Annotated in this window: 10 protein-coding genes and 1 pseudogene; 9 read left to right on the forward strand and 2 right to left on the reverse strand. The window is 55.3% G+C overall.

The window, feature by feature from the left end:
* The first annotated feature begins 48 nt into the window (after nt 1-48).
* The 4 genes and pseudogenes from dusB to N8E89_RS15905 all read left to right on the forward strand — a co-directional run bounded on the left by dusB (nt 49) and on the right by N8E89_RS15905 (nt 4,321).
* Nucleotides 49-1,044, forward strand: a complete 996-nt coding sequence (gene dusB / locus N8E89_RS15890; RefSeq protein WP_262260481.1) for a tRNA dihydrouridine synthase DusB — start codon at nt 49-51, stop codon at nt 1,042-1,044.
* Nucleotides 1,044-2,199, forward strand: a pseudogene (locus N8E89_RS15895) (two-component system sensor histidine kinase NtrB). Before dusB ends, N8E89_RS15895 begins: the two are co-directional and overlap by 1 nt.
* 2 nt (nt 2,200-2,201) lie before the next feature.
* A complete protein-coding gene (ntrC, locus tag N8E89_RS15900) occupies nt 2,202-3,662 on the forward strand; it encodes a nitrogen regulation protein NR(I) (RefSeq protein WP_106665198.1) in 1,461 nt (486 codons plus the stop codon).
* Nucleotides 3,663-3,844: 182 nt separating this feature from the next.
* Entirely contained in the window at nt 3,845-4,321 is a 477-nt protein-coding gene (locus N8E89_RS15905; protein WP_106665199.1) for a YfbU family protein, read from the forward strand.
* Between the two features lie 64 nt (nt 4,322-4,385).
* Here the strand turns inward: N8E89_RS15905 and N8E89_RS15910 are convergent, their stop codons facing one another.
* On the reverse strand, nt 4,386-4,895 hold the full coding sequence (locus N8E89_RS15910; protein ID WP_262260482.1) for a DUF1993 domain-containing protein: 510 nt from the start codon (nt 4,893-4,895) through the stop codon (nt 4,386-4,388).
* Between the two features lie 214 nt (nt 4,896-5,109).
* Nucleotides 5,110-5,463, reverse strand: a complete 354-nt coding sequence (locus tag N8E89_RS15915) for a DUF1428 domain-containing protein (protein ID WP_113172988.1) — start codon at nt 5,461-5,463, stop codon at nt 5,110-5,112.
* Nucleotides 5,464-5,732: 269 nt separating this feature from the next.
* Here N8E89_RS15915 and N8E89_RS15920 point away from each other — a divergent pair, with 269 nt between their 5' ends.
* The 5 genes from N8E89_RS15920 to N8E89_RS15940 are packed head-to-tail and all read left to right on the forward strand — an operon-like array spanning nt 5,733 to nt 12,639.
* The gene (locus tag N8E89_RS15920) at nt 5,733-7,997 is read left to right on the forward strand and encodes a sensor histidine kinase NtrY-like (RefSeq protein ID WP_262260484.1); all 2,265 of its coding nucleotides are present in this window, start codon (nt 5,733-5,735) and stop codon (nt 7,995-7,997) included.
* The gene (locus N8E89_RS15925; RefSeq protein WP_106665203.1) at nt 7,998-9,359 is read left to right on the forward strand and encodes a nitrogen assimilation response regulator NtrX; all 1,362 of its coding nucleotides are present in this window, start codon (nt 7,998-8,000) and stop codon (nt 9,357-9,359) included.
* 7 nt (nt 9,360-9,366) lie between these two features.
* On the forward strand, nt 9,367-10,743 hold the full coding sequence (gene trkA / locus N8E89_RS15930; RefSeq protein ID WP_262260485.1) for a Trk system potassium transporter TrkA: 1,377 nt from the start codon (nt 9,367-9,369) through the stop codon (nt 10,741-10,743).
* A 19-nt stretch (nt 10,744-10,762) separates the two neighbouring features.
* The gene (locus tag N8E89_RS15935) at nt 10,763-11,527 is read left to right on the forward strand and encodes an MBL fold metallo-hydrolase (RefSeq protein ID WP_262260486.1); all 765 of its coding nucleotides are present in this window, start codon (nt 10,763-10,765) and stop codon (nt 11,525-11,527) included.
* An 8-nt stretch (nt 11,528-11,535) separates the two neighbouring features.
* Nucleotides 11,536-12,639: a lactonase family protein gene (locus tag N8E89_RS15940; protein ID WP_262260487.1), complete on the forward strand. Its 1,104-nt coding sequence runs from the start codon at nt 11,536-11,538 to the stop codon at nt 12,637-12,639.

The raw sequence follows: 12,639 nt of genomic DNA on the forward strand, positions 1-12,639 counted from the left end.
TAAAGGATAGGCTATTGTAAAATTGCATACGAAACAGGCAGATCGAGCGTGATAGAACTTGACCAACCATTGGAAGTAGGCGGTGTGCTGTTGCGCAACCGGGTATTTCTGGCGCCGATGTCGGGCGTTTCCGACCTGCCATTCCGGCAATTGGCTTGGCAGGCAGGTGCCGGCATGGTCGTCTCTGAAATGGTTGCGAGCGCCGAACTCTGTACGCGTGAACGTGGAAATCTGTTGCGCCTGAAAGGCAATGGGCTCGGCACTCATGTCGTGCAAATTGCCGGACGCGAAGCCCGTTGGATGGCGGAAGCCGCGCGCATTTCCGAAGGCGAAGGCGCGCATATCATCGATATCAACATGGGTTGCCCCGCCAAGAAGGTCACTGGTGGCCTGTCAGGCTCGGCGCTGATGCGCGATCTCGATCACGCGCTGACGCTGATCGAGGCGACAATTGGGGCCGTAAAGGTCCCGGTGACGCTGAAAATGCGGCTTGGCTGGGATGATGCCACAATCAACGCGCCGGAACTTGCCGCCCGGGCGGAGCAGGCGGGTGCACGGATGGTCACGGTTCACGGCCGGACACGGTGCCAGTTTTACGAGGGCAAGGCCGATTGGAATGCCATTCGCGCTGTCAAGAACGCAATCTCCATACCGCTTGTTGCAAACGGCGACGTGTTGGACCGGGAGGATGCAATTTCGATTCTCGAGGCGTCGGGCGCCGATGCAGTGATGGTCGGGCGTGGCTCCTATGGCCAGCCTTGGCTGCCAGGAACGATCGCCCGCGGCATCGGGGAGGGAACCAACGGCGTGATCGCCGACTATGCGGTCGCGCACTACGAAGCGATGCTCGCGCATTATGGCGAGTCCACTGGAATTCGTCATGCCCGCAAGCACCTCGGCTGGTATCTGGAAATGCATGGTGTCGATATCGGCCCTGCCGAGCGCGGTTCGATCATGACCGAAATCAATCCGCGTCAGGTGGCAAGGCGTCTCCACGCTGCGCTATCCAGAGCGCATGCCGATGACATCAGGAAGGTAGCGTAATGACAGCTCCAGACAATCCCATACTGGAAGACCGGTTGGCAGGCATTGTCCTGAATTCTATACGGCATCCCGTCATCATGCTTGATGATGCAGGGTATATCTCCTATGCCAACGCCGATGCCGAGGCTTTTTTCCGGTCGAGCGCCAGCATTTTGAGCCGAAATACACTCGACATGCTGCTGCCATTCGGCAGCCCGTTGCTGGCGCTCGTGAAGCAGGTGCGTGAAAACCCGTCTCCAGTCAACGAATACCGCGTCGATGTTTCGTCGCCGCGGCTCGGTCAGGACCGGATCGTTGATCTCTATGTAACTCCGGTCAACGAGATCTCCCGGATCGATTGTCATTCTTTTCAAGGAACGGTCCATGGCTGAAAAGCTGGACCGGCAGATGACGCATCGCGGTGCCGCGCGTTCCGTCACAGGTCTTGCTTCCATGTTGGCGCATGAAATCAAGAACCCGTTATCCGGCATTCGTGGCGCCGCGCAGTTGCTCGAAACCGGCTTGAATGACGACGACCGGGCCCTGACGCGGCTGATTACCGATGAAACGGATCGGATTGTTTCGCTCGTGGATCGGATGGAAGTCTTTTCCGACGAACGACCGATCGAACGCGAAGCGGTAAATATCCACGTGGTGCTCGACCACGTCAAAGCAATCGCCAAGAACGGCTTTGCGAGTCATATCAAATTTCATGAGGATTATGACCCGTCGCTGCCATATGTCTTCGCAAATCGTGACCAGCTGGTGCAGATCTTCCTCAATCTGGTAAAGAATGCCGCCGAGTCCATCGGCTCAAATGAGCCAGGTGAAATCACGCTATCGACCGCGTTCCGCCCGGGCATCCGCCTTTCGATTCCGGGCATGCGCAATCGCGTCTCGCTGCCGCTGGAGTTTACTGTCCAGGATACGGGCGCTGGCGTGTCGCCCGATATCATGCCGCATCTGTTTGATCCCTTCGTGACGACCAAGCCAAATGGTTCAGGGCTTGGTCTTGCGCTCGTTGCCAAGATTGTCGGAGACCACGGCGGCGTCATCGAATGCGATTCAGTACCGCGCAAGACGACATTCAGAATTCTCATGCCTGCCTGGCAGAGTGGTCCGCTTGATGATGCTCATGCAGACGAAAATCCATATTCCAAGAAAGCAGGATCCTGATCATGAGTTTGGGCAGCATACTCGTCGCGGATGACGACGCGGCAATCAGAACAGTTCTTAATCAGGCGCTTTCCCGTGCTGGCTATGACGTGCGGATTACTTCGAATGCAGCCACCCTTTGGCGTTGGATATCGGCCGGAGATGGCGATCTGGTGATCACCGATGTGGTGATGCCCGATGAAAACGCCTTTGATCTTTTGCCACGCATCAAGAAATCCCGCCCCGACCTTCCAGTGATTGTCATGAGTGCGCAAAATACCTTCATGACCGCCATCCGTGCATCGGAAGCAGGGGCCTATGAGTATCTTCCGAAGCCATTCGACCTGACGGAACTCGTCAGTATTGTCGGTCGCGCACTATCGGAACCCAAGAAGAAGCCGGAAAAGTGGGCCGCTGACGAACAGCCGGACACCATGCCACTCGTTGGACGTTCACCGGCAATGCAAGACATCTATCGTGTTCTTGCCCGCATGATGCAGACGGACCTCACGGTGATGATCTCCGGCGAATCCGGTACCGGCAAGGAACTCGTGGCGCGGGCGCTGCATGAATACGGGCGCCGGCGCAAAGGCCCGTTCGTCGCCATCAACATGGCCGCAATCCCGCGCGATCTGATCGAATCCGAATTGTTCGGCCATGAACGGGGTGCCTTCACCGGCGCGCAGAACCGTTCGAGCGGACGCTTTGAACAGGCGGACGGTGGAACGCTGTTCCTCGATGAAATCGGTGATATGCCGATGGAGGCACAGACCCGGCTGCTGCGCGTGCTGCAGCAGGGCGAATACATGACCGTTGGAGGCCGTACGCCAATCAAGACCGATGTTCGCATCGTTGCTGCGACGAACAAGGATTTGCGTACACTGATCAATCAGGGGCTGTTTCGCGAAGATCTCTATTACCGCCTGAATGTGGTGCCACTGCGTCTGCCGCCGCTGCGTGAGCGCGGCGAGGATATTCCGGATCTCGTCCGGCACTTCTTCAAGATGGCGGCAAAGGATGGCCTGCCTGAAAAGCGCATCACTGCCGACGGCCTCGATCTCATGCGCCGCTATCCATGGGCCGGCAATGTGCGCGAGCTGGAAAATCTTGTCCGTCGGTTGGCTGCGCTTTATCCGCAAGAAGAAATCAACGCTGAGGTGATCGAAGCTGAACTGAAAGCCGACCTGCGACCAAACGAGCCATCATCAAGCTCGATGACCAATGAAGATGTGACGATTGCTCAATCTGTCGAACTGAACATGCAGCGCTACTTCCTGTCCTATGGGGAGGAGCTCCCACCGGCCGGCCTCTATCAGCGTGTGCTTGAGGAGGTTGAATATCCGTTGATCCTTTCATGCCTGACGGCAACGCACGGCAATCAGATCAAGGCCGCCGAACTGCTGGGGCTTAATCGCAACACGCTTCGAAAGAAAATCCGCGAGCTGGGTGTCAATATCTACAAGAGCACCAAAAGCGAGCGATAATTGGAGGAACCGCAAGCAACCATTTCTCGGAGCCTGCTATTTCGCTGTTTGCAAAAGGTAAAATTGTAACAAGCGCAATACAATCTTCTTAAGACGAATGTGTGTAAAGTAACACCAGAAATCCCGTGAATTATTGCAAGAGACATGGCGTCTGTCGCAACCATATCATACGGAGGTGAACAGTGTTTAGCTTTGCGGAACGTTTAGTATTGTTTAACCAATACGAAATCTTGAAGAAACTTGATCCTGACAAGACCGACCTATACGAGCGGCACCAGGAAGTCGTAGAGAAGGGTTTCGAGAGTCTCTACGAGGACCTTGGGATTTCGGCGACCACGCTAAGCAAAGCGGCTGCGCAGGAAATGGATGACATCCTTGCATTATTCCGGGCGATCAAAGCTTCCAGCAGTCCCGGGTCAAGCAGCAACAGCACCCGTAACACACAGTTCGTCGGCTTTGGCCCGAGCCAGCCTAACAAGCACTTCGCTTATGCTGACTTTCTCAGCAACATCCTCAAGTTTCCGCAGGATATTTCCAACCGCGCCGACAATCGGCCGGAGCTGCAGTTGGAAAAGTACCGCACGATGCTGAAGCGTTGGAATGAAATGGGGAGAAAGAACGAGCTGTCTGCGGATCAGATTGAACATCTGGTTGCTTAGCCCGGTAACGATCGGCAAATTGACCGCGGTTGGTCGTCGACCGCGGTCGCACTGCGGTTATAGGTTAGCCAAGCGAACCGATGTAGTCGAGCTTACCGACCTGAATGCCATTGTGACGCAAGATATTTTGAGCCGTTGTCACGTGGAAATAGAAGTTCGGCAGAGCGAATTTCAGAACATATTCTTCACCGCTCAAAGTCACTTTTAGCTGGCCGGCACTCAGCGTAACCTCCTTGGTATCGCTGCCGTCGAGGGCCGATTGTTCAACACTTTCAAGAAATGCGACAGTGTTGGCAATACGTTGCCGCAGTTCGGAAAAACTTGCCTCCTCATCGGGAAATTTGGGCACTTCGATCGTCGTGAGACGCCCGATCGTCGCTTTCGACGTGTCGCTGGCGCGCTGAATCTGACCGGAAAACGGCAGCATATCCGGCGCAAGGCGGGCGCTGAATAGAACCGCGGGACTGATCTTTTTCTCCGCTGTGAACGCCTCTGCCTTATCAATCAATGTTGAGAGAACCGAAAAGCCGCGGATAAACGCCGGGACTGAAATTTTGTGCATGGAAAGTGACATAGAAGGCTCCACTAAAGCATTTGGCGGGTTTCTGAAATAGCAACCTGACTAGGCGCTCCGACCGCTGTTTGTCGTCCTGCGCAAATACGCCGCCGCTCCGCTTTTTCAAGGGGCGTGTGGAAATGTTATTCGCATCACATGGACGGCCGGGAAGAAATCGCTCCGTGGCCGGAGTGATTTCTTATGGTTGCTATGTTTGCCGGAATTGCTGACCCTACAGTTCCAGGAATGCGTTGAAGCCGCCGTAGATCATGCGTTTGCCGTCGAAGGGCATGTCCGACACGCCACCCTTCAGGCGCGGATCTTCCATGACCTTTGCATTTATCGCATCGCGCTGCTCACGCGATTCATAAGTGATCCATGAGAATATCACGATCTCATCGTCCTTGGCCTGGACGGCGCGCGGGAAGGAAGTTAGTTCACCGTAGGGTACGTCATCACCAATACATTCAACGTACGATAGCGCACCATACTCTTTCCAAACATCCCCAGCTTTGCGCGCCAGCTCCTTATAGGCATCAATCTTGTTCTTGGGCACTGCGAGCACGAAACCGTCAACATAAGGCATAATCGCTTCCTCCAGACGATACTGACAAATGATAATCCAAGGCTTGCAAATGATCCCTAATTCAACACATCGGCATTGCCTGTGATTTCGCGCATAGACTACACCGATTGCCGGTTTAGGCGAACCCTTCTCACTCACGCCGAAAGAATTCTGTGGCGGTCGCCACGGCCCATCTAAATTGTTGAACATTCGCCTAGCGCAACGACAAAACGTTGCATTTCCGCCACAATGTGTTGCATGAGTGCCACGTGGCTGGAATCACACAAGCGATGCTCTTATCAAACTCGGTCAATCTGTTTGGGACTTCAGGGTCTGGCGCTGGTGGCGGCAGCAACCAGAGGTTTTATTCGCGGATAGGTATTGCAACCGTTGTTCTGGCATTGCTGACCACCGGCGTCACTTTTTTCATCCTGACTGGGATGACGCCAATCGTCCCCGATAGCCGGATTACCCTGCTGCTGACAAGCATCAATGCGGTCTTGATCATAGCGTTGATTGCCCTGATTGCCCGGGAGATTTTCCGCATTGCCCAAGCTCGAAGTAGGGGTAAGGCAGCGTCGCGTCTGCATGTACGTCTTGTTGTTCTTTTTTCGCTGGTTGCCGCTGTTCCGGCATTGATCGTCGCCATCGTTGCTTCGATTACTCTTGATCTTGGTCTCGATCGATGGTTCGAGATGCGGACAACGACGATCGTCAATTCATCCATCAACCTCGCCAATTCATATATCCAGGAAAGTGCCCGCAACCTGCAGGGCACGACGCTTGAGATGGTCAATGACCTCGATGGACAACGAACACTATATAATCTCGATCGCAGCGGCTTCACCCGGCTGGTGACACAACAGGCGATCGGCCGGGGTCTTATCAGCGCCGCCCTTATCAGGCCGAACGGAGAAACCGCGGTACGGGCAGATATCAAAACCGATATCAAGATACCGACCGTGGCGAAGTCTGTGCTCGATACGGCCGCTGATGGCAAACCCGTACTTATCCCGCCGGAGAGAACAAATCTGCTCAGTGCGGTAATCAAGTTGCGAGAAATTCCAGGGCTTTTTCTCTATGCAGTGAGACCCGTGGATGCCGACATCCTCAGTTCCAGCCGTGTAATGGAAAGGCGGGCAGAGGAGGCGCAGAAGGCCGATGGTAACGGGATTACAACCCAGATCCTTTTTGCGCTGCTCTATTTTGGCCTTACCCTGACGTTGCTGTTGTCGGCTATCTGGACCGGCATTGCGGTCGCCGACCGCCTTGTCCGCCCCATCCGGTTGCTGATTGGTGCAGCGGACAATGTGGCGACGGGCAACCTTGATGTCTCGGTCCCCGTCCGCCGCTCCGATGGTGACGTTGGCTCACTGTCGCAAACCTTCAACACCATGGTTCGGCAACTGAGCACGCAACGCAGTGACCTCGTCGCGGCCAAGGATCAGATCGACGAGCGGAGGCGGTTTTCCGAAGCGGTGCTGTCGGGTGTGACTGCTGGCGTCATCAGTGTGAATGGCGATGGAGCGATTGGCATCATCAACCGCTCCGCTGAGACAATGCTCTCGCTCGATCCCGCAGCGGTGGTGGGCAAGAACCTCACCGCCCTTGTGCCCGAAATCGGACTTGTCTTCGAGGTCGCGCACGCCACGGGGAGGTCTGTCTATCGCGAGCAGGTCACCATGTCACGACGTGGCAGTGCCCGCACTTTCAATGTACAGATCACCTTGGAAGACGCTGATTCGATTGAGCATTCCTATGTCGTGACCGTGGATGACATTACCGATCTGGTTGAAGCGCAGCGCTCGTCGGCATGGGCCGACGTGGCCCGGCGCATTGCTCATGAGATCAAGAATCCGTTGACCCCCATTCAGCTATCCGCTGAACGTTTGCGCCGGCGGTATGGCAAAGTCATCACCGAGGACCGCGAAGTTTTTGAACAGTGCACGGATACCATAATTCGCCAGGTCGGAGATATTGGCCGCATGGTTGACGAGTTCTCATCATTCGCGCGTATGCCAAAGCCGGAAATCAAACCGGTGGATTTGCGTGAAGCCCTGCGGGAGGCCTCTTTTCTGGTCGAAGTAAGCCGAAGCGATATCCGTTTTGAACGGGACTTCGGCGACGCACCGTTGATCGGCCAGTTTGACAGCCGACTATTGGGACAGGCATTTGGAAACGTTATCAAGAATGCCGCTGAATCTGTTGATTCCATTGTAAAAGAGGGTCACACCGACGGGCATATTCTCGTCCGTTCCAGACGAGATGCTGACACGCTCATTGTAGAGATTCTCGACAACGGCAAGGGATTGCCGCGCGAACACAGGCAGCGTCTGCTGGAACCCTATATGACAACGCGGGACAAAGGGACGGGTCTCGGCCTTGCTATCGTCAAGAAGATTGTCGAGGACCACGCTGGAAACCTCGAATTGCATGATGCGCCTGACGACTTTTATGGAGGACGGGGCGCAATGATCCGCATGACTTTTCCGACCACACACACCTCCTCAGAGGTCAGCGAAAATACCGATAACTCGGCAAAACAGGTGAACTAAATGGCATCTGACATTCTTGTCGTCGACGATGAAGTCGACATCCGCGAGCTTGTTGCAGGAATTCTGAGTGACGAAGGTTACGAGACTCGGGTTGCATCGGACGCAGACAGCGCCCTTGCGGCGATCGACGACCGCATTCCCCGGCTGATCTTCCTCGATATCTGGATGCAGGGCAGCCGTCTCGACGGCCTGGCACTGCTCGATGAGATCAAACTTCGCCATCCCGAAGTTCCGGTTGTCATGATTTCCGGTCATGGCAACATCGAAACCGCGGTTTCGGCGATCCGCCGTGGCGCCTATGATTTCATTGAAAAGCCTTTCAAGGCCGACCGGTTGATTCTGATCGCCGAGCGCGCTCTGGAGACCTCGAAACTCCGGCGCGAAGTGTCTGATTTGCGCAAACGGTCCAGCGAAAGCTTCGAGCTTCTAGGGACGTCGCTTTCGATGAATCACCTTCGCCAGACCATTGAACGCGTGGCACCGACCAACAGCCGCATCATGATTACCGGGCCGTCTGGAGCAGGCAAGGAGCTAACCGCGCGGGCCATTCATGCGCTGTCGGGTCGTGCCAAGGGCCCGTTCGTCAATTTGAACGCCGCGACGATCACGCCTGAACGCATGGAAGTCGAGCTGTTCGGTACGGAGTCGGATGGCGGCGAGCGCAAGGTCGGTGCGCTGGAAGAGGCCCATGGCGGCATTCTTTACCTCAACGAAATTGCTGATATGCCGCGGGAGACGCAAAACAAGATCTTGCGTGTGTTGGTGGATCAGCAGTTTGAACGGGTGGGTGGCACCAAACGCGTGAAGGTGGACGTCCGTATCATCTCCTCCACAGCCCAAAACCTTGAAGCAATGATTGCCGAAGGCCGATTCCGCGAAGATTTGTTCCACCGCCTCGCGGTCGTTCCGGTGATTGTACCGCCATTGGCGGATCGCCGTGATGATATCCCCGCCCTTGTCGAGTTTTTCATGGGCCAGATCGCTGACCAGGCAGGCATCAAACCGCGCAAGATCGGTCCCGATGCCATGGCGGTGCTGCAATCACATTCATGGCCGGGTAATATCCGTCAATTGCGCAACAATATCGAACGGCTGATCATTCTGGCTCGCGGCGATGATCCCGAGGCTGTGATTACGGCTGATCTCCTGCCTGCGGAAATTGGCGATACGTTGCCGAAAGCGCCCACGGAATCCGATCAGCACATCATGGCGTTGCCATTGCGTGAGGCGCGTGAACGCTTCGAGAAGGAGTATCTGATTGCCCAGATCAATCGTTTCGGCGGAAACATCTCGCGTACCGCCGAATTCGTTGGTATGGAACGTTCAGCACTACACCGGAAGCTGAAATCCCTCGGGGTATAATTACAATATGCGGGTGATCATCTGCGGCGCAGGACAGGTCGGCTACGGCATAGCGGAGCGTCTCGCCGCGGAAGATAACGATATTTCCGTGATAGATACATCGCCGGAACTCATCCAGGCTGTGCGCGATACACTGGACGTACGCGGCTTCGTCGGCCACGGGGCCCATCCGGATGTGCTGGCGGCGGCAGGCGCCGATCAAGCCGACATGATCATCGCCGCCACACTGTATGATGAGGTCAACATCGTTGCCTGCGAAGTTGCACACGCATTGTTCAACGTTCCTACCAAGATTGCCCGCATCCGCGCTCAAGCCTACCTGCATTCGCACTATCAGGATTTGTTCTCGCGAGATCACATGCCGATCGACGTCATCATTTCGCCAGAGCTTGAAGTTGGTGAAATGGTGTTGCGCCGCATAGCCCTTCCAGGTGCCAGCGACGTGGTGCGCTTCGCCAATGATGAGATCGTCGTACTTGGGGTGGAATGCCTGGACGATTGTCCATTGATCAACACGCCACTGCTTCAGCTGACTGAACTATTTCCAGACCTGCCGGCTACAGTCATGGCAATCGTTCGCAACGACGAATTGCTTATACCCGGTTCCAGCAACCAGATGAGGGCAGGCGATATTGCCTATGTCGCCACGACCAAACTGCAGGTTCAGCGCACTCTTGCACTCTTTGGCCATGAGGAGCCGGAGGCAAAGCGCATCATTATCGCTGGGGGCGGCAATATTGGCTTCTACGTTGCACAGACAATCGAGGCAAGGCAGCCAAGAACCAAAGTCAAGGTCATCGAGTCAAGTCTCAAGCGCGCCAACGTGATCGCGGACGAGCTTCGCAATTCTCTGGTGTTGCACGGCAGCGCACTCGACCAAAAGCTGCTGATCGAGGCCGAAATTCAAGATGCGGACCTGTTGGTGGCATTAACCAATGACGATCAGGTCAACCTGCTCGCCGCAGTTATGGCCAAGCGTCTCGGTTGCCAGGCCAACCTCGTGCTCATCAACAATCCGGACTATCTGGATTTGAGCAAGTCGCTCGGCATAGACGCGCATATCAGTCCACGCGCCGTGACAATTTCGCGCGTGCTCCAGCATGTGCGCCGTGGACGCATTCGCGCCGTTCACAGTGTGCAGAAGGGCAGGGCGGAGATTATTGAAGCTGAGGCATTGGAGACGTCACCAATGGTCGGTGCGTCACTGCGCGACCTCGATTTACCTCCCGGATTGCGAATTGGAGCGATCTACCGCAGCGGCGAAGTTATCAAACCGGACGGCAATGTGCGTATTAAGCCGAAGGATCGTGTGGTACTTTTCGCCACGTCCGAAACCGTCAAGCAGGTGGAACAGATGTTCCGCGTCAGCCTCGAATTTTTCTGATCAATAGCGAGATCCGACTATGAAATTGCAACTCCTTCGCAATGCAACGCTGAAACTCGACTATGCAGGATCTATGATCCTGATCGACCCGGATTTTGGACCAAAGCACAGCCGGCCGTCCTTTACGGGCCGGTCGCCCAATCCCATGACGGAACTGCCGGTTGCTACCGGCGACATTCTTGCCGGTGTCGAGATCGTGATCGTTTCCCATCTCCATGCGGATCATTTCGATAAAGTTGCGCAGGACCTTGTTCCCAAGCACCTGCCGCTCATTTGCCAGCCGGGGGATGAGGAGAAAATCAGATCGTTTGGATTCACCGGTGTGAGCCCGCTGATCGATGAACTGACGGTCAACGGCATCCGACTGAAACGCCGTGAAGGCAACCACGGTTCAGGAGCTGTCCTTGACAAGATGGGGCAGGTCATGGGCTTCACGATCGAAGCCGATGGCGAACCCTCAATCTATTGGGCCGGGGACACGATACTTTATCCTCCGGTAACGCAGACAATCGAAGCCGTAAGTCCGGATATCATCGTCACCCATTCCTGCGGCGCCAAATGGGATGACATCCTGATCGTCATGGACGCCGAACAGACCGTCGAGGTTTGCCGCATTGCTCCGGAGAAAACAAAAATCATCGCAACGCATATGGAGGCGCTGGACCATGCGACGGTCACACGCAACGATCTCCAGACCTATGCGAACACACTCAAGATCGCTAAGCATAGACTCATCATTCCCCACGATGGAGAGACTCTCCATCTCACAGCTCCGAATTCATGAGATCACCCATGTCAAAAACATTCGCTTTTGTCGGCAACCAGAATCGCAACGCCTTGCCCGGTGAGGGAAAGGGCATCAGCGTCTTTCATTTTAATGATCAGACTGGCGATCTGACGCTCGCAAGTGAATATCTCCCAATCGACAATCCGGGGTATCTCGCGATTGACGAGAAGCGTCGGCGTCTCTACGCCGCCGTTGAAATTCCTGCATGGAATGAAAATCTGGCGGTTGCCTTCGACATCGATCCTGCGACCGGGACATTGTCCTACATCAACATGCAGCCGACCTTGGGCAATACCACGTGCCATCTCGGTTTCGACCAGACTGGCACGTTGATATTTGCATCCAACTACACCGTAGCGGAATTGGGTGCACGTCCGGGTAACGCGGTCGCCGCATTTGCCATCCGTTCTGATGGCGGACTTGATCCAGCTTTCGCCACTGCAGCTCATGAAGGCAAGAACGCCATCCTGCCAACAGAGAGGCGCCAACACGGTCATTGCGCCGTTGTGAGCCCCGACAATCGCTATGTTTTCGTCTGCGATCTCGGTCTCGACCGGATCATGGCCTATAAACAGCCGGCCAAGGGCGAAAGTCTTGCTCTTGCCGCAACGCCGTTTACTCAATTGCCCGATGGTGCCGGCCCGCGCCATATGATATTCCATCCAAACGGAAAAATTGCCTATGTCATCAATGAGTTGAACAGCACCGTTTCAGTTTTGCTTTACAATTCGGCAACCGCCGCGTTAACGATCTCCCAGACACTGCCAACCCTGCCGGATGGTTTCACGGGCACAAATACCTGTGCAGAGATTGCCGTCAGTGCTGATGGCCGCTTTCTCTATGGCTCCAATCGCGGCCACAACAGTATCGTCAGTTACGCGATTGCAGAGACCGGAGCGATTTCATTGATGGGCTGGACGTCCTCCCAGGGCCTGGGCCCGCGCAATTTTACCATTGACCCATCTGGCAGGTTCATGCTGGTCGCCAATCAGAAGGGCGGCGGCATTGCCATCTTCAAACGCGATATCGAGACCGGAACGCTTGAGGACTCTGGCAAGCGCATTGCGCTTCAATCGCCGATGCGCATCGTTTTCGGAACGTTCGAGTAG

This window comes from Phyllobacterium sp. A18/5-2 (genome assembly GCF_025452215.1).
GTDB lineage: Bacteria > Pseudomonadota > Alphaproteobacteria > Rhizobiales > Rhizobiaceae > Phyllobacterium > Phyllobacterium sophorae.

What these genes read in the sequence shown, in the direction of transcription:
- ntrC (WP_106665198.1), top strand. Translation starts at nt 2,202, where the DNA reads ATGAGTTTGGGCAGCATACTCGTCGCGGATGACGACGCGGCAATCAGA.
- N8E89_RS15910 (WP_262260482.1), bottom strand. Translation starts at nt 4,895, where the DNA reads ATGTCACTTTCCATGCACAAAATTTCAGTCCCGGCGTTTATCCGCGGC.
- N8E89_RS15915 (WP_113172988.1), bottom strand. Translation starts at nt 5,463, where the DNA reads ATGCCTTATGTTGACGGTTTCGTGCTCGCAGTGCCCAAGAACAAGATT.
- N8E89_RS15920 (WP_262260484.1), top strand. Translation starts at nt 5,733, where the DNA reads ATGCTCTTATCAAACTCGGTCAATCTGTTTGGGACTTCAGGGTCTGGC.
- N8E89_RS15925 (WP_106665203.1), top strand. Translation starts at nt 7,998, where the DNA reads ATGGCATCTGACATTCTTGTCGTCGACGATGAAGTCGACATCCGCGAG.
- trkA (WP_262260485.1), top strand. Translation starts at nt 9,367, where the DNA reads ATGCGGGTGATCATCTGCGGCGCAGGACAGGTCGGCTACGGCATAGCG.
- N8E89_RS15935 (WP_262260486.1), top strand. Translation starts at nt 10,763, where the DNA reads ATGAAATTGCAACTCCTTCGCAATGCAACGCTGAAACTCGACTATGCA.
- N8E89_RS15940 (WP_262260487.1), top strand. Translation starts at nt 11,536, where the DNA reads ATGTCAAAAACATTCGCTTTTGTCGGCAACCAGAATCGCAACGCCTTG.